The organism is Trinickia acidisoli, from assembly GCF_017315725.1.
GTDB lineage: Bacteria > Pseudomonadota > Gammaproteobacteria > Burkholderiales > Burkholderiaceae > Trinickia > Trinickia acidisoli.
The window spans coordinates 402,723-423,208 of the sequence record NZ_JAFLRG010000002.1 but is presented as its reverse complement, the minus strand read 5'-3'; the positions used below and the strand labels follow the sequence as shown (position 1 = coordinate 423,208).

The 20,486-nt window shown below is 62.7% G+C and carries 20 protein-coding genes and 1 pseudogene; 9 read left to right on the top strand and 12 right to left on the bottom strand.

Going from position 1 to position 20,486, the window contains the following annotated elements; all coding sequences use genetic code 11:
* Positions 1–16 precede the first annotated feature (16 nt).
* From J3485_RS20475 to J3485_RS20455, 5 genes are all read right to left on the bottom strand, one after another.
* A complete protein-coding gene (locus J3485_RS20475) occupies positions 17–1,024 on the bottom strand; it encodes an ABC transporter permease (RefSeq protein ID WP_206956157.1) in 1,008 nt (335 codons plus the stop codon).
* Positions 1,017–2,039 carry an ABC transporter permease gene (locus tag J3485_RS20470; protein ID WP_242539006.1) on the bottom strand — a complete coding sequence of 341 codons (1,023 nt, stop codon included), beginning with the start codon at positions 2,037–2,039 and terminating at the stop codon, positions 1,017–1,019. The genes J3485_RS20475 and J3485_RS20470 overlap by 8 nt, the downstream gene beginning before the upstream one ends.
* Before the next feature lie 17 nt (positions 2,040–2,056).
* The gene (locus J3485_RS20465) at positions 2,057–3,592 is read right to left on the bottom strand and encodes a sugar ABC transporter ATP-binding protein (protein WP_206956155.1); all 1,536 of its coding nucleotides are present in this window, start codon (positions 3,590–3,592) and stop codon (positions 2,057–2,059) included.
* Between the two features lie 94 nt (positions 3,593–3,686).
* The gene (locus J3485_RS20460) at positions 3,687–4,604 is read right to left on the bottom strand and encodes an amidohydrolase family protein (RefSeq protein ID WP_206956154.1); all 918 of its coding nucleotides are present in this window, start codon (positions 4,602–4,604) and stop codon (positions 3,687–3,689) included.
* Positions 4,605–4,622: 18 nt separating this feature from the next.
* Positions 4,623–4,937, bottom strand: coding sequence for an L-rhamnose mutarotase (locus J3485_RS20455; RefSeq protein WP_206956153.1), 315 nt, complete (start codon positions 4,935–4,937; stop codon positions 4,623–4,625).
* A 127-nt stretch (positions 4,938–5,064) separates the two neighbouring features.
* On the opposite strand from J3485_RS20455, the gene J3485_RS20450 reads away from it, so the two are divergent.
* Positions 5,065–6,030: a LysR family transcriptional regulator gene (locus tag J3485_RS20450; RefSeq protein ID WP_206956152.1), complete on the top strand. Its 966-nt coding sequence runs from the start codon at positions 5,065–5,067 to the stop codon at positions 6,028–6,030.
* Here the strand turns inward: J3485_RS20450 and lra1 are convergent.
* The 5 genes from lra1 to J3485_RS20425 all read right to left on the bottom strand — a co-directional run bounded on the left by lra1 (position 6,024) and on the right by J3485_RS20425 (position 10,651).
* A complete protein-coding gene (lra1, locus tag J3485_RS20445; RefSeq protein WP_206956151.1) occupies positions 6,024–6,806 on the bottom strand; it encodes an L-rhamnose 1-dehydrogenase Lra1 in 783 nt (260 codons plus the stop codon). The genes J3485_RS20450 and lra1 overlap by 7 nt on opposite strands.
* A 100-nt stretch (positions 6,807–6,906) precedes the next feature.
* A complete protein-coding gene (gene rhmD, locus J3485_RS20440; RefSeq protein WP_206956150.1) occupies positions 6,907–8,085 on the bottom strand; it encodes an L-rhamnonate dehydratase in 1,179 nt (392 codons plus the stop codon).
* Between the two features lie 63 nt (positions 8,086–8,148).
* Positions 8,149–8,901, bottom strand: coding sequence for an SDR family NAD(P)-dependent oxidoreductase (locus J3485_RS20435; RefSeq protein ID WP_206956149.1), 753 nt, complete (start codon positions 8,899–8,901; stop codon positions 8,149–8,151).
* Positions 8,898–9,779, bottom strand: a complete 882-nt coding sequence (locus J3485_RS20430; protein WP_206956148.1) for a fumarylacetoacetate hydrolase family protein — start codon at positions 9,777–9,779, stop codon at positions 8,898–8,900. Before J3485_RS20430 ends, J3485_RS20435 begins: the two co-directional genes overlap by 4 nt.
* A 161-nt stretch (positions 9,780–9,940) precedes the next feature.
* Positions 9,941–10,651, bottom strand: a complete 711-nt coding sequence (locus J3485_RS20425) for a FadR/GntR family transcriptional regulator (protein WP_242538870.1) — start codon at positions 10,649–10,651, stop codon at positions 9,941–9,943.
* Between the two features lie 194 nt (positions 10,652–10,845).
* Here J3485_RS20425 and J3485_RS20420 point away from each other — a divergent pair, with 194 nt between their 5' ends.
* The 3 genes from J3485_RS20420 to J3485_RS20410 are packed head-to-tail and all read left to right on the top strand — an operon-like array spanning position 10,846 to position 13,816.
* A complete protein-coding gene (locus J3485_RS20420; protein ID WP_206956147.1) occupies positions 10,846–11,634 on the top strand; it encodes a (Fe-S)-binding protein in 789 nt (262 codons plus the stop codon).
* A complete protein-coding gene (locus J3485_RS20415) occupies positions 11,631–12,374 on the top strand; it encodes a LutC/YkgG family protein (RefSeq protein WP_206956146.1) in 744 nt (247 codons plus the stop codon). Before J3485_RS20420 ends, J3485_RS20415 begins: the two co-directional genes overlap by 4 nt.
* Complete coding sequence (locus J3485_RS20410) at positions 12,371–13,816, top strand: LutB/LldF family L-lactate oxidation iron-sulfur protein (RefSeq protein WP_206956145.1); 1,446 nt, start codon at positions 12,371–12,373, stop codon at positions 13,814–13,816. The genes J3485_RS20415 and J3485_RS20410 overlap by 4 nt, the downstream gene beginning before the upstream one ends.
* A 39-nt stretch (positions 13,817–13,855) precedes the next feature.
* Here J3485_RS20410 and J3485_RS20405 read toward each other — a convergent pair whose 3' ends face one another.
* A complete protein-coding gene (locus tag J3485_RS20405; RefSeq protein ID WP_242538869.1) occupies positions 13,856–14,140 on the bottom strand; it encodes an SbtR family transcriptional regulator in 285 nt (94 codons plus the stop codon).
* A gap of 272 nt (positions 14,141–14,412) precedes the next feature.
* Between J3485_RS20405 and J3485_RS20400 the strand changes: the two genes are divergently transcribed.
* Positions 14,413–16,092 (top strand): ABC-F family ATP-binding cassette domain-containing protein, encoded by a 1,680-nt coding sequence (locus J3485_RS20400; protein WP_206956144.1) that lies wholly within the window; start codon positions 14,413–14,415, stop codon positions 16,090–16,092.
* A 154-nt stretch (positions 16,093–16,246) separates the two neighbouring features.
* On the opposite strand, the gene J3485_RS20395 is transcribed toward J3485_RS20400, so the two are convergent.
* On the bottom strand, positions 16,247–16,699 hold the full coding sequence (locus J3485_RS20395) for a winged helix-turn-helix transcriptional regulator (protein ID WP_206956143.1): 453 nt from the start codon (positions 16,697–16,699) through the stop codon (positions 16,247–16,249).
* Positions 16,700–16,827: 128 nt separating this feature from the next.
* Between J3485_RS20395 and J3485_RS20390 the strand changes: the two are divergent.
* The 4 genes and pseudogenes from J3485_RS20390 to J3485_RS20375 all read left to right on the top strand — a co-directional run bounded on the left by J3485_RS20390 (position 16,828) and on the right by J3485_RS20375 (position 20,237).
* Positions 16,828–17,246 (top strand): annotated as a pseudogene (locus J3485_RS20390) (NAD(P)-binding domain-containing protein).
* A gap of 52 nt (positions 17,247–17,298) precedes the next feature.
* Positions 17,299–18,237, top strand: coding sequence for an SDR family oxidoreductase (locus J3485_RS20385; RefSeq protein ID WP_206956142.1), 939 nt, complete (start codon positions 17,299–17,301; stop codon positions 18,235–18,237).
* Positions 18,238–18,292: 55 nt separating this feature from the next.
* Positions 18,293–18,913 carry an NADPH-dependent F420 reductase gene (locus J3485_RS20380; protein ID WP_206956141.1) on the top strand — a complete coding sequence of 207 codons (621 nt, stop codon included), beginning with the start codon at positions 18,293–18,295 and terminating at the stop codon, positions 18,911–18,913.
* Between the two features lie 196 nt (positions 18,914–19,109).
* Complete coding sequence (locus J3485_RS20375; protein ID WP_206956140.1) at positions 19,110–20,237, top strand: aminotransferase class V-fold PLP-dependent enzyme; 1,128 nt, start codon at positions 19,110–19,112, stop codon at positions 20,235–20,237.
* The last annotated feature ends 249 nt before the right edge of the window (positions 20,238–20,486 follow it).

The following is a 20,486-nucleotide window of genomic DNA, read 5'->3' as shown; positions in this document are numbered from 1 at the left end:
GCCGATCGGCCCGCACTCAGCGCTGCGTCGCCGCATGCAGCCTGTCCTTGCGCGCTCGCCAGCCTGCAACGAGATTGGGGATCAGGACGGACGACAGCAAAAGCAATCCGGTCACGATCGTCAGCGTCTCGCTCGATACGTCGACGAGCGTCAACGCATTCCTGAGTACACCAACGATCAGCAGCGACAGCAGCACGCCGTACAGCGAACCCCGTCCGCCGAAAATGCTGACACCACCGAACAACACCGCGGCGATCACGGCGAGCTCGAAACCTTCGCCGTTGTCGCCGCGCGCGCTCGTGAAGCGCAGCGTGAAGACGATGCCGGCGATCGCGCTCACGATCCCGGACAAAACGAACAGCCGGAGCTTGATCTTCTCGACGTCGATGCCGGAGAAGCGCGCGGCCGAGGGATTGGCGCCGATCGCATAGAGGCTGCGGCCGAACGGCGTCGCATGCAGCACGACGGCAAACAACACCGCGCCGACGATGACGATCGTGAACGGCAGCGGAATGAAGGTCGAACCGAGCGCGTTCATGCCGAAGGCCGTATACGATGCCGGGAAATCCGCCACGGCGTGATCGCCCAGCAACACATAGGCGAGGCCGCGAAACAGCGCGAGCGTGCCGATCGTCACCGCAAGCGACGGCAAGTTCAGCCGCACGATGATCCAACCGTTCAGGAAGCCGGCCGCCGCGCCGCCGGCAATCGCGAGCGCCATCGCCCAGGGCATCGGCAGCCCCGCATGCCAGAGCACGCCCATCAGCGCGCTCGATGCGCCGAGCACGGATGCCACCGACAGATCGATCTCGCCCGTCACGATGATGAAGGTCATCGGCAGTGCCATCAGCGAGATCTCGGTGATGTCGAGCAAGATGTTGCTGAGGTTGTCCGCTTCCAGGAAGACGGACGACAGCACACGCCCGAGCACCAGCGATCCGATGAGGATGACCGCGAGCAGCACCTCCCAGCTCAAGTGGACGGCACGCTTGCGCACCTCGCCGGGCTTAGCGATGTTAGCCATGGTCACGTTTCCTCATCATGCGTTTTGCCAGGGAACGGGCAAGCAGCGTATCGATCGCGACGGCGGCTACGATCAGCGCGCCCTGGATCGCCTGCTCCCAAAATGGAGAGATGCGCAGCACCACCAGCGCGATGCTGATGACGCCCAATACCAACGCGCCGAGCGTCGCGCCGAGAATCGTGCCGGAGCCGCCGTTGATGGCCACGCTGCCGACGACGGCGGCGGCGACGACCTGCAACTCGATGCCCTTTGCCGTGCTCGCGTCGACCGTGCCGAAGCGCGCCAGCCACAATGCCCCCGCCAGGCCGGCGACGGCGCCCGAGATCAGAAACCCGCCCATCAAGCGACGTTCGACCTGAATGCCCGCGAGCCGCGCGGCTTCGGGATTCGAGCCGATCGCATAGTGCTCGCGGCCGCCTCGAAACTGCTTGAGGTAAACCCCAAGCCCGCTCAGCACGACCGCGGCGATCACGGCAAGCACCGGTATCCCGAGCACCGAGCCGGTCGCAAGTTTCGAGAACGCGTCGGGCAAGCTGCTGGCGTTGATCTGGCCGCCATTGACCCACGCGTAGTCCGCGCCGCGGAAGATATAGAGCGTGGACAGCGTCGCGACGAGCGACGGCACGCGCCCGAGCGCGACGAGCACGGCATTGACCGATCCCGCGAGCATGCCGATGCCGACGCCGGCTGCGAGCGCGACGACGACCGGCATATGCGGAAATGTCACGAACAGGCAACCCACGCCGTACGCGCTGATGCCGACGACCGACCCGACCGACAGATCGATGTGCCGCATGAGCATCACGACCGTCATGCCCGCGGTCAGCAGGCTGATGACGGAAACGTTGAGCAATACGTCACGCAGATTCTGCATGTTCAGAAACTGCGGACGCGCGAGCCCCGTGCACGCAACCAGCGCGATGAGCACGACGAACAGCGCGGTTTCCCGGCTCTTGGCCAGATGCGCGATCCAGCCCGGAAGCGATGGCACGACTGAGGGATTGTCTCGATGCATCGTATCGGCTCGAATGGTCATGCTGCCCGCTCCAAATGAATGTCCGACTGCCCGAGCGCCGCGCGCATGATCCGCTCTTCGTTCGCCTCTGCGCGTGCGATGTCGGCGCTGATGCGCCCCTCGTGCATCACGAGCACGCGGTCGGCCATACCGAGCACTTCCGGCAATTCACTCGAAATCATCAAAACCGCCATTCCGTTTCGGACGAGTTCGGACAACGCGGCATACACCTCGGTTTTCGCGCCGACGTCGATGCCGCGTGTGGGCTCGTCGATGATCAACACCTTGGGCCCGGTGGCGAGCCATTTGCCAAGCACGACCTTCTGCTGGTTGCCGCCCGACAGCGTGCCGACCGGCGCCATCAGATCGCCGGCCTTCAGCCGCAGGCGCGTGCCCCAATCGCGCGCGAGCGATACCTCGCGCGCACTCGAAATAAGGCCGAAACGCGTGAGGCGGCCGAGCACCGTCATCGACGCATTGCGCGCAATACTGAGCTCGAGCGCAAGCCCCTGCTGCCGACGATCCTCGGGCACCATCGCGAGCCCGGCTTTGACGGCCCGATTCGGGCGGCCCGATGCGAGGCGCCGGCCGGCGACATATATCTCGCCGCCGTCGATCGGATCGATACCGAAAATCGCGCGTGCCACTTCGCTGCGCCCGGCGCCGACGAGCCCTGCGAGCGCGACGATCTCGCCCGCGCGCACGTCGAACGACACATCCTTGAACACACCCGTCCGCGTGAGTCCTCTCACCGAGAGCTTGATGTCGCCGGGCGTCACTTCGGCTTTCGGGTAGAACGTCTCCAAATCCCGTCCCACCATCTTTGCGACGATGTCGGCGGTCGTCAGCTCGGGCGTCGGTGCATCGAAGACCTTCGCGCCGTCGCGCATGATCGTGACGTGCTGCGTCAGAACGAAGACTTCCTCGAGCCGGTGGGTAATGAAGAGAATCGCCGCACCGCGCTCGCGCAGCGTTCGCACGATCGTGAATAGCCGCTCCACCTCGGGCAGCGACAAGGCGGCAGTCGGCTCGTCCATGACGAGCACGTTCGCGTTCAGCGACAGCGCTTTTGCGATCTCGATCACCTGTTGATCGGCGATCGACAGCCCGCGCACCAGTTGCTGCGGCTTCAAATCGACCCCGAGCGACACGAGCAGGCTGGCCACTTCGCGATGCATCGCGTCGTAGTCGATGCGACCGATCCGATCCACCGGCTGGCGGCCCATATAGATGTTCTCGGCGATCGACAGATCGAAGAACAACGTTGGTTCCTGATAGATCACGGCGATACCGGCATCGCGCGCATCGGCCGGCGAGGCGAAGCGCCGTGCGGTACCGTCGACCTGCAATTCGCCCGTATCGGGCGCATGCACGCCGGCAAGGATCTTGACTAGCGTCGACTTGCCTGCGCCGTTCTCGCCGAGCAGTGCATGCACTTCTCCCGGCATGAGCACGAGATTGCCGTCGATCAACGCACGCACCTGCCCAAATGATTTGCTCGCTGCGCGCAACGTCAAACGCGGCGTGTGCGGCGATGACTTGTCCGTATCCAAATTCGTCTCCGTCTTTTATGTCTTGCTCAATGTGCTCAATGTGCTCAATGTGCTCAATGTGCTCAATGTGCTCAATGTGCTCAGCGCGTCGAACCTAAATGCGATAGATGCGTTCGGCGTTGCTTCTAAAAAGCGCGGTGCGCTCGCTGTCGCTCGCCCCCACGACGATCCGCGCATACGCATGCCATAGCGCCTCATAGCTGCCGAACAGGCGATCGACCGGAAAATTCGACGCGAACATCGCGCGCTCGGTGCCGAATGCATCGATCGCTTCGAGTACATAAGGCCTCAGGCTTTCGACGGTCCATAGATGGTCGAACATCGCGAGACCGCTGATCTTTACCGCGACGTTCGGGCACGACGACAGCAGCCGCAATCCATCGCGCCACGCTCGGTATCCGGCCAAACTATCGCGATCGACGAACATGCCGGCGTGATTGAGCACGAATTGGATATCTGGATGCCGACGCGCGAGTTGCGCAGCCTCCCGCATTTGCGACGGATAGAGTTGCAGGTCGAACGAAAGCCCGTAACGCGCGAGCAGCCCAACGTGGTCGAGCCAAACGGGATCGCGCATGAAGTGCCGGTCAACGTAGCCGTACAGCGGATCGGCATGCACGTTCAGGATCTGCCGGATGCCACGCGTGTTCGCGAATGCCGCGTGCGCGGCAAGCGTCGCTTCCGCATCCGGCGCACTCAAGTCGGCCCAGGCGACGATCGCGTTCGGCAATGCCCTGGGAGAACCGTGTACACCGTGCGCCTCGTGCGCACCATCGGCGAGCGACTGCAACCAGCGCGTTTCTTCGACCGGATTCGCGGGATCATGATTGGCTTCGACGTGAACGACCTTCAGCACCTCGATTTCGCCGGCCTCGTTCAACAGGGTGTCGGGCAAATAATCGTGCTTCAGCGCAGCCGCGTCGCCGACGAACGATGTACCGGGCTGCTCGAGCCACGGATAGCGATGCGTGCGCAGATCCCAGAAATGCACATGCGGATCGACCACTTGCATGGTGCCGCTCCTTTGCCGTCAGGGAAGATAGAAGAGCGGAACGAGCGGCTTCTGCGCGGGTGCGCCGTCCGATCCCGTCAACATAATGTCGGACATGAACGCCCACCACTTGCGCATCACATCGTCGCGTACGAGCTGATCCATCTTGTGACCGCTGTCACGCTTGAGCACGGCGAACAAATGGTCGGTCGCATCGTCGAGGAAGATCCAGTAGTCGCGTATACCCGCCTCGCGCAGCGTATCGACGAGTTCGGGCCAAATGTCGCGATGACGCCGCTTGTACTCCTCGCGTTGCCCTTGATTGAGGACCATTCGGAACGCAATCGTCTCCATCTCGTGTCTCCCACTTTTTTAAGCCGATTTCTTTGCTTTGCATCAGCGTTGCAGGGACTATAATTCGCCGAGCGATAACAAACCAATCCGTTCTCATGATTGGGCGATCCAGAAAGCGAATCACTTCATGACCCCGCACGCTGCAGCCCTCTCCCTCGTCAATCGGCTCAAGTTCAAGCATCTCGCGCTGCTCGTCGCACTCGACGACGTGCGCAACGTGCACCAAGCCGCCGATCAGATCAACGTCGCGCAACCCAGTGCGAGCCGCATGCTCGGCGACGTCGAAGAGGCGTTCGGCTTCCAACTCTTCGAGCGCAACGCGCGCGGCATGACGCCCACCGCACTGGGCGCCGTCGTCCTTGCCTATGCCCGCCGCGCGCTCTCGGAGCTGACCCGCTTCGCCGAGGATCTCGACGTCAAACGCAAGGGCGGCCACGGCCAATTGACGGTCGGCGCGATCATGGGCGCCGCGCCCGACGTCCTCGCGCTCGCCGTCGCGGCGCTCAAAACCGAGCGGCCGCGCCTGAACGTGCGTATCCTCGGCGAGACGAGCGATCAGATCGTGCAACTGCTGTACCGCCGCGAGATCGATCTCGCACTGGCGCGCCTGACCACTTCGCTGCAACACAACGACTTCCACTTCGAACCGCTGGCCCGCGAAACGCTCGTGCTCGTGGTGCGAGCGCATCATCCGCTCGCGCGTCGCGACTCGGTATCGTTGGCGGAGCTGGTCGAGTGGCCGTGGGTTGCGCAGCCCGTCACGAGCCCGGCCCGCGTGCTGTTCGAGGAAGAGCTCGCGCAAGCCGACCTCAATACGCCATCGAACATGATCGAGTGCGGCTCGATATTCGCCACCTTGCAACTCATCGAAACGTACGACGCGATCGCGATGCTGCCCGAATCCGTCGTGCGCGATCACGTGCGCGGAAAACTGCTCGTCCCGCTCCCGCTCGAAATCGGCAAGAGCCTGCCGGGCTACGGCATCCTCACGCGTAAAGAAGAAGCCCTGCCCGAGGCAGCGCACCACTTCGTCAGCTTGTTGCGTCGATTTTCCCAACCGATTGCGGATGCGCCCGATCGCAGCGGTCATTGAAGATTGACGAACAAACCTCCGTCGACGAGCAACGCCGCGCCCGTGACATAGCGGGCGAGATCCGATGCGAGGAACACCACGCAATCGGCCACCTCGTCCGGCGCGCCTAGTCTGCCGAGCGGAATGCGCCGCTCGAAATAGGCACGCTTCTCGACGTCGGCCAAATCGTCTGCATTGAGGTCGGTCGCGATCGTGCCCGGCATCACCGAATTGCAACGGATGCCATGCGGCCCGAGCGCGATGGCGCACGACTGCATCAGCGAATGCACACCGGCTTTGGTCGGCGTGTAATGCGTCTGCATGCCGCCGCCCACGAGCGCGCTGATCGAACTGGTCGCGACGATCGAACCACCCGTTCCTTGTTCCTTCATTTGTCGCGCCACGGCTTGCGTAACATAGAACGCGCCATTCAGATTCACGCCCACGGTCCGTTCGAGTACGGACGGCGGCATATCGAGGAACGCGTGAAACGGACAGATGCCGGCATTGCTCGCAAGCACGTCGACCTTGCCGAACGCATCGACCGCATGGCGGACGAGATCGATGCCCGTTTGCGGGAGCGCAACGTTGCCTTCAACCGCGATCGCGCGGCGGCCGTGCGCCTCGATCTCGCCGACCACCTCATCGATCGCCGAGCGGCGCCCATACGACGCGTCGTTCTCGCCCCAGTAATTGATCACGACGTCGGCGCCCTCGCGCGCACAGGCAACGGCAATGGCGCGGCCGATCCCGCGCGATCCTCCGGTGACGATCGCCACCTTGCTTTCGAGTAACACCTGCTTCTCCTTGCGCCTTGTCGTCGGCAGCTCAATGCGTCAATGTTGACTCAAGTGCGTCAGTATTGACTCCATACGTCAATACTGACTCAATGCCTGCTCAATGTGTATGAGGGCGCACGAGCGCGCACTCCGGATTGAGGCGCACGCCGAAGCCGGGCGTATCCGGTACTTTCATCCGTCCGTTGACCGGAACGGGTTCGTCGAGCAACAGCGGCGTAAACATCGGCACCACGCGATCCGCCTGCGGCGCCATCATCAGAAACTCCGCAAACGGCGAGTTGTGCCGCGTCACGACGAAATGGTAGCTGTAGACCGACGAACCATGCGGCACCACCATGACGTTGTGCGCATCGGCAAGCGCCGAGATCTTCATCAACTCGGTCAAGCCGCCGCACCAGCCCACATCCGGCTGAATCAGATCGCAGCACCCCATTTCCAGCAGCATGCGGAAGCCCCAACGCGTGGCTTCGTGCTCGCCCGTGGATACCATCATGCCGCGCGGCACATTGCGGCGAAGCTCCGCATAGCCCCAATAGTCGTCGGGCGGTAGGCATTCCTCGATCCATTTCAGCCCGTATTCATGCGCGGCGTGCGCGAGGCGCGTCGCATAGCGCACGTCGAGACTCATCCAGCAATCGAGCATCAGCCAGAAGTCGTCGCCGACGCGATTGCGCATTTCCGCGAGCGTATCGAGGTTCTTGCGTAGACCCTCTTCGTTCTCCGCAGGGCCGTGCTGCAACGGCAGCTTGCCGCCGATAAAGCCCATCTGCTTCGCGAGATCGGGGCGCGCACCCGTCGCATAGAACACGAGTTCATCGCGTACCGGGCCGCCGAGCAATTGAAAAACGGGCTCCTGACGAACCTTCCCGAGCAGATCCCACAGCGCGAGATCAACGCCCGAGATCGTGTTGAGCACGATGCCCTTGCGCCCGTAATAGAGCGTCGCGTAATACATCTGATCCCACATCGTCTCGATGTCGGTCACGCAACGGCCTTCGAGAAATCGCGCGAGGTGCTTTTCGACGATGAACGCGCCGACTTCGCCGCCCGTCGTCACCGCGAAGCCGACGTTGCCGTCGCTCGCCTCGATTTCGACGACGAGCGTGCCCAGCACGTTGATCCCGAACGAGCGCCGGCTTTGGCGATATTCGGGGTAGCGCGACATCGGCGTTGCAATGTGATCGTCGATCCAGTGCCCGTCCGACTGATCGTGATAGTCCGCACCGCCGCCGCGAACCGTGAAGGCGCGCACGTGCGTAATGGTTGGCATGCCCATGAAAAAAAACTCCGTGAGGTTGTCGTGTTTGCGCAGCCCGTGCGCGGGCCTTTGCTCGATCGTCTAGTAGGTAGCGCGGCCGCCCGACAGATCGAACACCGCGCCCGTGCTGAAGGCGCAGTCCTCGGAAGCGAGCCAGAGGATCATCGACGCGGCCTCTTCCGGCATCAGGAAGCGATTCATCGGAATTTTCGCCAGCATGTAATCGATGTGCTGCTGCGACATCGAATCGAATATCTCGGTCTTCGCCGCGGCCGGCGTTACCGCATTGACGAGGATGTTGCGCGTGGCCAACTCTTTGCCGAGCGACTTGGTGAGCCCGATGAGGCCGGCCTTCGATGCGCTGTAGTGCGACGCATTGGGGTTGCCTTCCTTACCGGCCACCGAAGCGATGTTGACGATGCGGCCATAGCCCTTTTCCAGCATCCGCGGCACGACCGCTCGGCAAGTCAGATACGAACCGATCAAATTCACTTCGATGACGCGGCGCCATACGGCTGGGTCGAGTTCCCAAGTCGCGCCGTTGCCACCTGTAATACCGGCGCTGTTGATGAGGCCATCGATCGAGCCATGTTCCGCGAAGGTCGAGGCAGCGGCCGCTTCAACCGCGGCTTCGTCGACCAGATCGACCGTGACGGCGGACACCTTCCCGAGCTCCGATAGTTCGCGTCGGCTGCGTTCGAGACGCGCGGCGTCGACGTCCCACAGTGCGACAGAAGCGCCCGAGCGCAACGCGCGCTGCGCAACCGCATAGCCGATTCCACGTGCGCCGCCCGTGATGACGATGGTGCGGTGCTTCAGATCGATCGCGTTCACAGTGCCTCCTCAATACGTGCATCGACGGTACGTTGACGTTGCTCGCCGAGGCCAGCGATGCCAAGACGCATCGTCTGCCCCGCGCGCAAATACACGGGCTCGGGCTTCTGCCCCATGCCGACGCCCGGCGGCGTGCCGGTCGAAATCACGTCGCCCGGCTGCAAACTCATGAACTGACTGATGTACGACACGAGCGTCGCAACGTCGAAGATCATCGTTTTCGTGTTGCCGTTCTGATAGCGCTTGCCGTCCACCTCGAGCCACATGTCCAGCGCTTGCGGATCGGGCACCTCGTCACGCGTAACGAGCCACGGCCCGAGCGGACCGAACGTGTCGCAGCCTTTGCCCTTGTCCCATTGGCCGCCGCGTTCGAGTTGATAGGCACGTTCGGATACGTCGTTGACGACGCAGTATCCGGCTACGTATTCGAGCGCGCGTTCACGGGAGACGTAGCGCGCTTCGCGGCCGATGACCACGCCCAGTTCGACCTCCCAGTCGACCTTGCCTGCACCGGGAGGAATCTCGACGTCGTCGTTCGGGCCGACGATCGCGCTCGTCGCCTTCATGAACAGCACGGGCTCGGTCGGCACCGGCATATTCGATTCCGCCGCGTGGTCGGAATAATTGAGGCCAACGCAAATCATCTTGCCGACGCGGCCGACGCACGGCCCGAGCCGCACATCGGCGGGCGCGAGCGGCAACGACTCCGGGTCGATTGCCGCAATACGTTGTAAGCCGGCCGGCGATAGGGCGTCCGACGCGATGTCGGCTACATCGAACAGGTCGGCTATGCGGCCCGATAAATCGCGGATACGGCCTTGCCGGTCCAACACGCCCGGGCGTTCCTCGCCCCGGCTACCGAAACGCACCAGTTTCATGCGACTGTCTCCTCGTCTGGATTGGGATGCTGATGACGAAGGACTATAGAGGGGCGTCAATAGCCTAACAATCCGAAACGCGCATCCGTCGATAACGAATTCGAATCGGAGGATCGAGGACTTGAGTAGGTCGCGCTGGCTCGACTGCTTGCGCTGCGGCGCTAATCGCCCAATTCCGTGCAGTGGCGAACGAAATCGATATGAGCCTGCATCGCCGTACGCGCCTGCTCAGGCCGCCGCGCCAGAATGGCGTCGCATAGCGCGCGATGTTGCGTGAGCAATTGTTCCGACGCATCGGGATGCGCCTCGCGCAGGCCGGTACCGTTGATGGCGATGTGCTCTCGCAGCATACCGACCACGCTGGCGTGCAAATGCAAGAACATGGTGTTGTGCGAAGCGCGCGCAATCGCGTCGTGCAACTTCGCGTCGGCATCGGCTTCCGCGGCTTTGTCGTCGGCGTTGCGCGCCCGCTCGAGTTCGCGCATCAGCGTCCGAACGCGAGCCAGATCGGCAGCGTCCGCACGCAGCGCAGCAAAATAAGCAGTAGCGGCCTCGAGTACGCGACGAAACTCCAAGATGTCCTCACGCAACGCAGGATGATCGGCTACGAGTTCCCCCCACGGCGAGATGATGCCGCTGCGCAATCGATCGGTAGCGTAGACACCAGCGCCGCGCCGGCTTCGCAATAGTCCGCGTGCGATCAGCCGCTGGGTCGCCTCGCGCACGGTATTGCGCGCAACGGCGTATTGCTCGGCGAGTTGCCGCTCAGACGGCAGCCGTGCGCCTGGTGCCCAAGTGCCGTCGAGCAAAGCGGTTTCCAAGCGGCGCATCACCGCTTCAACGCGCCCGCCGGTCAACGTGCCCGCCTTCATCGTTCGCCCTCCGCCTTGCGCATGTCTCTGATTCCCCGAACTAGTTCGAACAACTGGTCCAACCAATTTGCACTACTGCAAGCAGGCGGGGATTATCCCGCCAAACCATGCAAGCGAAAACACTGCGCGGCATCGACCACCACCGTGAGCATCGCCCCGCACGCGCCAACCGAGCCTAGCCTTGTGGAACCCCAATGACGGAACGACACTATCCCGCGCCCCCGCACCACGTCTATCTATTCGCCACTTGTCTGATCGATCTGTTCGTCCCGCAAGCAGGACTCGACGCCGTCCGGCTGTTGGAACGCGCGGGCCTGATGGTTCACTTTCCGCGCAAGCAAAGCTGCTGCGGGCAGCCGGCATACAGCAGCGGCCATCCGCAAGAGGCGCGCGAAGTGGCGCGTGCGCAACTCGATCTCTTTGCCGAGCCGTGGCCTGTCATCGTACCGTCGGGCTCTTGTGCCGGCATGATGCGACATCACTGGCCGCATTTGTTCGAGGACGATCCCGAGGCAGGGCCCAAAGCTCGTGCACTGGCGGAGCGTGTCTATGAACTCAGCGAATTTCTGCTGCGCGTGCTGAAGCTGGATTTCAGCGATACGTCACTCAATGCACAGGCGCCGGAGCGCATCGTGCTGCATACGTCCTGCGCCGCGCGTCGAGAAATGGGCACGCGCGTTCACGGCGTAGAACTCGTCGACGCCCTACCCGGCGTAACGCGCGTGGAGCATGCGCGTGAGGCGGAATGCTGCGGATTCGGCGGTACGTTCTCGCTCAAGCATCCCGACATCTCCGGCGCAATGGTCAAGGACAAGATCGCATCGGCCTGCGCCACCGGCTGCGATCGTCTCGTCTCGGCCGATTGCGGCTGTCTGCTCAACATCGGACACGCAGCGCGGCAATCGGCTGCCGCGTTGCCGGTGGAACACCTCGCCAGCTTCTTGTGGCGCCGCACGAACGATGTCGACGGAGAAGCGCTATGAGCGCACTTGCGCCTTCGAAATCGCGAGCGCGCATGCTCGAGCGGTTGCGCGCGGCTAGCCGCGTGCCGGTCGTGCTCGACGATGCAACGCGTTTGAGCGATTTAAGCGATCTAAGCGAACGCATCGATGCTCACTATGCGTCGCGGCGCGTAGCCGAGGCCATCGCCCCTGATCTGACGAAGCGATTCCGAACCGCGCTCGAAGCCGCCCATGCCGACGTATGGCTCACCGATGCCGTCTCCTGGCCCGCGCTTCTGGCGCAGCGTTTGGAAGCAGCCGGTATCCGACGCATTCTGCTCGATCCGAACCGAGCGGAATGCGCCGCGCTGTCGCAAGCTCTACCGCCTTCCGTGGAAGCACTCCCGTATGTGCGTCCATTGGAAGAATGGAAGACCGATCTCTTCGACACAGTCGATGCGGGCTTTACAGTCGCCCGCTCCGGCATTGCGTCCACCGGCACATTGATCCTGGCACCGGATGCCGGTACCCCTCGTACCGTTTCGCTCGTCCCGCCGCTGCATATCGCGCTGGTTCACGCAGCGACGCTGCATCCTGACCTGCATGCCGCCGCGCGAACTGAGCAATGGTCGGCCAACATGCCAACCAATCTAGTGCTCGTATCGGGTCCCTCGAAAACATCCGACATCCAGCAAACGCTGGCCTACGGTGCGCACGGCCCAAGCCGCTTATGGGTTGTGATCGTAGAAGCCGCCGCAGATGAGCAAGGAGGCACGCCATGAGCGAGCACCCTATCGAATTCGTTTCACCCGCGGATTTCAAATCGCGCGCACGCGCAGCACTGGGCGACGACAAACTACGCAGCAGTTTCCGCGGCGCAATGGATTTCCTGCAAGCCAAACGCGCCGCGCAGTTCCCCGATGGCGAGGAACTCGAGCAACTGCGCGACCTCGGCGAGGCCATCCGCAAGCATGCATTGGCGCATTTGCCGGATCTGCTCGTTCAATTGGAAGAGACCCTAATGGCGGCCGGCGTGCACGTGCATTGGGCCGACACCGCTGACGAGGCCAATGCGATCGTGCTCGGCATCGCGCAAGCGCGCGGCGCACGGCGCGTCATCAAGGGCAAGTCAATGGCGAGCGAGGAAATGGAATTGAATCATTACCTCGCGCAACGCGGCGTGAACTGCATCGAATCGGACATGGGTGAGTACATCGTCCAGCTTGCAGGCGAAAAGCCTTCGCATATCGTGATGCCGGCCATCCACAAAACGCGCGGCGACATTGGGAAACTATTCGAACAGCACATTCCCGACACGACCTATACCGAAGATGTCGATGCATTGATTCAAACCGGTCGTCGCGCGCTACGCCAAGCGTTTATCGACGCGGACATCGGACTATCCGGCGTCAATTTCGCCGCCGCCGACACCGGCACATTGTTTCTCGTCGAGAACGAGGGCAACGGCCGCCTCTCCACCACTGTGCCCGACATTCACATCGCGATCATGGGCATCGAAAAAGTGGTCGCGAAGCTCGAACATATCGTTCCGCTCGCGAGCCTGCTGACGCGCTCGGCTACCGGCCAGGCCATCACCACTTATATCAACATGATCTCGGGCCCGCGACGTCGCGGCGAACTCGACGGCCCGCGCGAAATGCATCTCGTGTTGCTCGACAACGGCCGCAGCCAAGCCTATGCCGATATCGAATTGCGCGCCACGCTGCAATGCATTCGCTGCGGCGCTTGCATGAATCATTGCCCGGTTTATACGCGCATCGGCGGCCACGCCTATGGCACGACCTATCCGGGCCCTATCGGGAAGATCATCTCGCCTCATCTGCTGGGACTCGAAGCAACCGCGGACCTCGCGACCGCATCGAGCTTATGCGGCGCGTGCGGCGAGGTGTGTCCGGTGCGCATTCCGATTCCGCAATTGCTGATACGCCTGCGCACCGAGGCCAACCGTGCTCCGCATCAACGAGTCGCGCATCCGTTGCGTGGGCAAGGAGCGAAGTACAGCCGAGGCGAGCAATTGATTTGGCGCTTCTGGAGCGGCGCGTTCGCGCGGCCGGCGCGCTATCGCGTGTTTCGCTGGTTGGCCACGCGGTTAAATGCGTTGGCGCCGGCGCGACAGGCCGGTTGGACGCGCTATCGGATACCGCTCAAGCCGGCTAAGCGTAGCCTGGCCGATTTGCTGCGTGAACGGGGGCAGGCGGAATAACGGCGGGTTTGCTTCTCGGCGAGAAGAAGACTAATTTCTTTAGGCATCCTGAGTATTGCCTATGCCGTCGAGGAAGAGATCGACGAGGTGGGCGACACGCGATTTCGTTGCACCGCCTTGCTCGACGGCGAGAGCGATCGCCGTGACCACACACACCAGATCGTCGATAGAAACGTCCCTGCGAACCACCCCTGCCGCTTGCGCGCGCTGGAGTAGCCGGCGTCCTTCTTCACGTCCGGCATGGCAGCCGGGCGTCCCTTCCTGCAGTACCGTCCCCAGCAACGCAGCCGGCCCGCGATAGTGGCTCGCATGGTTCACGAACACTGATGCTCGATTCGGGCGTATTGCCGTGTTGAAGCGTGGGGTGAGCGGAGGAAGCGGCTGGGAAATAGATACTGCCCCGCCTTCAAGTGAGCCTTGTCAATACCACTCCCTGTGCGCACGTCAAATGCGTGCTACAGGCCAGGAACCGGCACTCACCGCTTGTTCGCTGGCTCCGCAGCCGAAACGCCCAGTGCGCCAGTGCCCGCCTCGAAAAGAGACAGCCCTGCACGTCCGGTCGGCTATCATGCCTATCCTCTCCGAAGTAGCTCCTTATGATTTCCGTCCGTAATGTCACGCTGCGCCGCGGCGTCAATGTCGTACTCGACCGCGCCTCCGTCACCTTCACCCCCGGCGAAAAGATTGGCCTTGTCGGCCGCAATGGCGCCGGCAAGTCATCCTTCTTCGGCCTTCTCAACGGCACGCTGCACGAAGACGGTGGCGAATTCTCGATTCCCGCTGCATGGAAGATGGGCCAAGTCGCGCAGGAGATGCCGGAGACCGAGCAGAGCGCGACCGACTTCGTGATCGAGGGTGACACCCTACTGCTGGCTGCGCAGACCGAAGTAGCCGCCGCTGAGGCCAGCGAAGATGGCATGCGCATGGCGCACGCCTACATGGCCCTGCACGACGCCGGTGCACATGATGCCCCCGCACGTGCCCAAGCGCTGATCCTGGGCCTTGGCTTTGGTGCTGCGCAGCTTAGCCAGCCGGTCAACAGTTTCTCCGGCGGCTGGCGCATGCGACTGCAACTGGCGCGCGCGCTCATGTGCCCGTCCGACTTGCTGTTGCTCGACGAGCCGACCAATCACCTCGACCTCGATGCGCTGGTCTGGCTGGAAGCGTGGCTCAAGCGCTATCAAGGAACCTTGGTAGTGATCAGCCACGATCGCGAATTCCTCGACGCGGTGACGCAGGTGACCGTGCACGTCGACAACGCCAAGCTCGTGCGTTATGGCGGCAACTACAGCAAGTTCGAAGACCTGCGCGCTGAGCAACTGGTGTTGCAGCAGGCCGCGATGGCCAAGCAGGCGGACAAGATCGCCCACCTGCAGAAATTCATCGATCGTTTCAAGGCCAAGGCCTCGAAGGCGAAGCAGGCGCAGAGCCGGGTCAAGGCACTCGAACGCATGGAGAAGATCGCACCCGTGCTTGCCGACGCAGAGTTCAACTTCGAGTTCAAGGAGCCGCTCAACGTCCCGAACCCGCTGTTGTCGATGCTGGACGCGAGCTTCGGCTACGCGGCGCCGACCGGCGCACCGCCGGGCACGCCGCCGACGGTCATCGTGCGGGGCATCAACCGATCCGTGCTGGCCGGGCAGCGCATCGGCATTCTCGGCGCCAACGGCCAAGGCAAGTCCACGCTGGTGAAGACGGTGGCGCACGAGCTGGCGCCGATTGCCGGCGAAATCAGCGAAGGCAAAGGCCTGAACATCGGCTACTTCGCACAGCAGGAACTCGACGTGCTGCGTCCTCTCGACACGCCGATGGAACACATGATCCGCCTTGCCAAGGACACGCCGGCGCATATGCGCGCCCCCGGCCAGAGCGGCACCGAACAATCGCTTCGCACCTTCCTCGGCACGTTCAACTTCAGTGGCGACATGGTCCATCAGGCAGTCAGCACGATGAGCGGCGGCGAAAAGGCGCGGCTCGTGCTGTGCATGATCGTGTGGCAACGCCCCAACCTGCTGCTGCTCGACGAGCCTACCAACCACCTCGACCTGGCCACACGCGAAGCGCTAGGCATGGCACTCAACGAATTCGAAGGCACAGTGATGCTAGTCAGTCACGACCGGTCGCTGCTGCGCGCGGTATGTGACGAGTTCTGGCTCGTTACCAAGGGCGGCGTCGAGCCCTTCGACGGCGATCTGGACGATTACCAGCAGTTCCTGCGCGACGAAGCCCGTCGCATGCGCGAGCAGGCTGCCGGGGAGCAGAAGGTCAGCGCCTGAGTTAAACCCGCTGGCGGTTGACGGTATTGTTCGCTCACTCGACACCGAGCCCGCTAATGGGTGTCAGCGATTCACCCGCTAGTCGCCGCATCTCGTAGCCAGCGGTGTGTGCATATCGTTCGCGCGACATGATAGGGCGCGCTTGCCGTCTTGCTCATTCCTGGCTTTCAGGAAAGATACATCCGCCATTGCGGACCAGCGCCTTCACGTCTTCGCTCACCTGCTTGGGGTTTCGACTCAATCGAGCAACGAACTCCTTGCGGTGCCGCACGTACGACTTCGAATCGTGCTTCGCGCTCCAAAGGACTATGTTAAGCACGATGGGAATGAGGTCCAGGCCCTTCTCGGTCAGCGTGTAGAAGTCCTTGCGCCCATCGTCGGGGCTGGGTGCCCTCGAGAGAATTCCTTGCTCATCAAGAAAGGCAAGGCGGGAAGCAAGCACATTGGTCGCGATTCCCTCTTCCGATTTCAGGAACTCGCCATACGTCTTCTTGCCAGCAAAAACGATGTCGCGAATGATCAAGAGCGACCACCGGTCGCCGAAGATCTCCACGCCGTAGTTCACTGCGCAATGGGACCGAACGTCTTCTTTAGATGTCGCCTTCATGGCTGGATCCTAACATCGCTTGCATGTCGCAAGTATAATTCCGCAATTCACTTGTTTTTTGCAAGTAATTTGGACTAAGATGATTGCTCGAGGGTACGAGCACCACCCAACTCACCACGGGACTGTACATGAGCACTATCAGCATCATCGGCGCAGGCGGAATGGCCGCAGCGATCGGCGGCCTTGCCGCCAAGGCCGGACACACCGTCGAGGTGATGAGTCGCGACGCCGCCAAGGCGCGGGCGCTGGCCGAGCAGGTCGGAGCCGGCGCGACGACAGGAATGTTCGGCGCCGCCCCGGCCGGGGACATCGTCGTTCTGGCGGCCCCACCGAGGGCCACCCGTTGGACGTGTTCATCGCCGGGGACGACTCGCAGGCGAAGGCACGCGTCTTAGCGTTCATCGAGAGCCTCGGACTGCGCCCGATGGATACCGGGCCGCTGCCCATGGCGCGGACGCTGGAGCACGCCTGCCTGCTGTCGCTGGGCCTGCTCACCCACGCCGTCAAGGGCACCCACTTCTCAATCGGCGTCAGCCTGCTCGGCTGAGTGCGCCGACACCACCACTTGTCGCATCACATCGCTCAGAAGGAGCAGTACCATGCACGTTTTCGTCACTGGCGGCACCGGCCATATTGGGTCGTACATCATCCCCGAGCTCATTGCCGCCGGCCACGAGGTTACCGGCTTGGCCAGGTCGGACGAATCCGCGGCGGCAGTATCCGCGCTCGGCGCCAAGGTGCGTCGCGGGGATATTTCCGACCTCGATGGGCTCAAGGCGGCGGCGGCGGAGTCCGACGGCGTCATCCATGTTGCGCACAGGCAAGACCTGCTTCCCTCCGGCGGGATTGACGCCGTGGCCGCCGCGGAGCGCCAGATCATGCTCGCGTACGGCGAGGCACTGGCCGGAACCGGAAAGCCGCTGGTCGTGTCGGGAAGCGTTGGCTCGCCCGGGTGGGAAAACCTGGGCCGGCCAGCCACCGAGGAGGACCCGGCTCTTCCCGGCGGCGATGCATACAAGGGTACCCTGCGGGTTCGTAACGTCGTGGAGCTCACCGTAGTCGGCCTCGCGCAGCGGGGCGTGCGGTCTTCGATCGTGCGGATTCCTCCGATCGCGCACAGCACGACCGATGCCGGCTTCCTCCCGCTGCTGATTGGGCTCGCGAAGGAGAAAGGCGTCATCGGCTACCCCGGAGACGGCGCGAACCTGTGGCCGGCCGTGCACAGCCGCGACCTCGCAACCTTGTTCCGCCTCGCGCTGGAGAAGGGTCCGGCCGGCAAAAATTGGCACGGGATCGAGGGCGAGGGCATCCGGTTCCGCGAGATCGCCGAGGCCATTGGCAGCCGTCTGGGCGTGCCGGCCGTGAGCATTCCCGCGGACGTACTGATGCTGCCGGGATACTTTGGGTTCCTTGCGAATTTGGTCACGCTGGACCTCCCGGCGTCCAACCTCATCACCCGCCAGACCCTCGGCTGGGAACCCGCACAGCCGGGCCTGCTCGACGACCTCGACAACGGCCACTACTTCCCTGCCCGTTGAATTGAGCTGAGTTTAGAGACGACGAGCAATACCCCAACTCACGAGGAAACTGCACATGAGCACGATCAGCATCATCGGCACAGGAGGCATGGCTGCGGCGATCGCGGGCCGTATCGCCAAAGCTGGACACACCGTCGAGGTGATCAGCCGCAACCCCGACAAGGCGCGGGCGCTGGCCGACCAGCTTGCAGCCGGAGCGACCGCAGGGACGTACGGCGCCGCGCCGGCGGGCGATATCGTCATCCTCGCCGTGCCGTACACCAGTGCGGCCGCGGTGGTGGTCGATTACGGCGACGCGCTCGACGGCAAGGTGATCATCGACATCACCAACCCGATCTCCCCCGACGCCACGGGCCTCGTCACCCCCCACGGCAGTTCTGGCGCGCAGGAGATCGCCAAGGCCGCCCCTGCCGATGCGCAAGTCGTCAAAGCGTTCAACACCATCTTCGGCCACGTACTTGCTCGGGGCGGACGCCTCGACGCGTTCATCGCGGCCGACGATGCGCAGGTCAAGGCGCGCGTCTCGACTTTCCTCGAGAGTCTCGGCCTGCGTCCGTTGGACGTAGGCGGCCTACACATGGCTCAGACGCTCGAGGCGCTCGCCCTGATGCTCATCGGCCTGGCCCGGAACGGCGCCGGCACCTTCGACATCGCCTTGAACGTCGATATCGGTTGAATCACCGACACCAGGTCACCGGTAGGTTCACAACGCCACCGGGAGCAAGTCATCTCTCTCAGCGGGCAAGTCATGAGGGCCTTCGCAGGCAGCTTTCGTTAGAATCTGCTGTCGTGGAAGAGAAAAGCAGCATGGTTGTCAGCGGTATCCAATCACACATACCGCTCACATTGTTCATCCTTTATCGGAGGCGAGCGTGCCAGGTTTACTTCCTCATGTCGACCGCGAGGGACTCCTCGAGTATTCAGTCGTCTACACCGACCGTTCGATCAATCACATGTCGCAACGCTTTCAAGGCGTCATGCGCGACATCTCCGACATCCTGAAAAAAGTCTACAGCGCGAAGTCGGCCGTTGTCGTCCCCGGCAGCGGGACTTTCGGCATGGAAGCCGTTGCCCGGCAGTTCGCGACGAACAAGCAGTGTCTGGTCATCCGCAACGGTTGGTTCAGTTTCCGCTGGTCGCAGATTTTCGACATGGGCGGCATTCCGTCTGAATCGATCGTATTGAAGGCGCGTCCGGTCGAACAAGGAAGGCAGGCCGCATATGCACCGCCCCCGATCGAAGAGGTAGTCGCTGCGATCAAGGAAAACAAACCGGATCTTGTCTTTGCGCCGCACGTCGAAACCGCATCCGGGATGATGCTGCCTGATGTCTACCTGCGCGCAGTGTCCGACGCGGTGCATGCCGTCGGTGGCATGTTCGTACTGGATTGCATCGCCTCCGGTACGGTGTGGGTCGACATGCAGGCCACCGGCGTCGATGTCCTAATCAGTGCGCCGCAAAAAGGGTGGAGCGCGTCGCCATGCTGCGCGATGGTCATGCTCAGCGCCCTCGCCCGCGAAAGAATCGACGGGACAACCAGCACCAGCTTCGCCTGCGATCTTCGCAAATGGCTGCAGATCATGGAAGCCTATGAGAACGGCGGGTCCGCTTATCACGCCACGATGCCGACGGATAGTCTCACGACGCTACGCGACGTGATGAAGGAAACGGAGGCATACGGATTCGACAAAGTAAAAGAGGAACAGCGTGAACTAGGCAAGCGCGTTCGCTCACTCTTGGTCGGCAAAGGCTTCAAAAGCGTGGCGGCCGAAGGCTTTCAGGCACCGGGCGTCGTGGTCAGCTACACGGACGATGACGGCGTGCGATCCGGCAAGAAATTCGCCGATGCCGGCTTGCAGATCGCGGCCGGCGTTCCCTTGCAATGCGACGAGCCTGAAGATTTCAAGACCTTCCGCATCGGATTGTTCGGCCTTGAAAAACTACATGACGTCGACGGCGCGGTCTCTAGGCTCGCCAGCGCATTGGACCGCATTCTTTGACGGGACCTTCACGCTAACTTGGCGCTCTAATTTTTTTGGGGCGCTACCGGCGATTTTGGGTCGGCGTTGCCGGCGTGTTGTTGTCAGACGTCATAACCCGAATCGCGCATCGACCGGCGCGACTTCTCACAGCCCGCGCCCTCCGCGTCGAATTGCTTGCGAATTTGCGCGTCTGCTCGGCGGTTCACGGTGCGGTGCGTCGCAGCGATGACGACGAAAAGGACCACAAGAAAAATGATTACTGCAATG

Bases quoted from the DNA above. Each gene is read 5' to 3' on its own strand.
- J3485_RS20425 (WP_242538870.1), bottom strand. From the start codon at position 10,651: ATGAAGGCGGGCACGTTGACCGGCGGGCGCGTTGAAGCGGTGATGCGC.
- J3485_RS20415 (WP_206956146.1), top strand. From the start codon at position 11,631: ATGAGCGCACTTGCGCCTTCGAAATCGCGAGCGCGCATGCTCGAGCGG.
- J3485_RS20420 (WP_206956147.1), top strand. From the start codon at position 10,846: ATGACGGAACGACACTATCCCGCGCCCCCGCACCACGTCTATCTATTC.
- J3485_RS20410 (WP_206956145.1), top strand. From the start codon at position 12,371: ATGAGCGAGCACCCTATCGAATTCGTTTCACCCGCGGATTTCAAATCG.
- J3485_RS20460 (WP_206956154.1), bottom strand. From the start codon at position 4,604: ATGCAAGTGGTCGATCCGCATGTGCATTTCTGGGATCTGCGCACGCAT.
- J3485_RS20475 (WP_206956157.1), bottom strand. From the start codon at position 1,024: ATGGCTAACATCGCTAAGCCCGGCGAGGTGCGCAAGCGTGCCGTCCAC.
- J3485_RS20380 (WP_206956141.1), top strand. From the start codon at position 18,293: ATGAGCACGATCAGCATCATCGGCACAGGAGGCATGGCTGCGGCGATC.
- rhmD (WP_206956150.1), bottom strand. From the start codon at position 8,085: ATGGGCATGCCAACCATTACGCACGTGCGCGCCTTCACGGTTCGCGGC.
- J3485_RS20400 (WP_206956144.1), top strand. From the start codon at position 14,413: ATGATTTCCGTCCGTAATGTCACGCTGCGCCGCGGCGTCAATGTCGTA.
- J3485_RS20455 (WP_206956153.1), bottom strand. From the start codon at position 4,937: ATGGAGACGATTGCGTTCCGAATGGTCCTCAATCAAGGGCAACGCGAG.
- J3485_RS20450 (WP_206956152.1), top strand. From the start codon at position 5,065: ATGACCCCGCACGCTGCAGCCCTCTCCCTCGTCAATCGGCTCAAGTTC.
- J3485_RS20470 (WP_242539006.1), bottom strand. From the start codon at position 2,039: ATGCATCGAGACAATCCCTCAGTCGTGCCATCGCTTCCGGGCTGGATC.
- J3485_RS20385 (WP_206956142.1), top strand. From the start codon at position 17,299: ATGCACGTTTTCGTCACTGGCGGCACCGGCCATATTGGGTCGTACATC.
- J3485_RS20430 (WP_206956148.1), bottom strand. From the start codon at position 9,779: ATGAAACTGGTGCGTTTCGGTAGCCGGGGCGAGGAACGCCCGGGCGTG.
- J3485_RS20395 (WP_206956143.1), bottom strand. From the start codon at position 16,699: ATGAAGGCGACATCTAAAGAAGACGTTCGGTCCCATTGCGCAGTGAAC.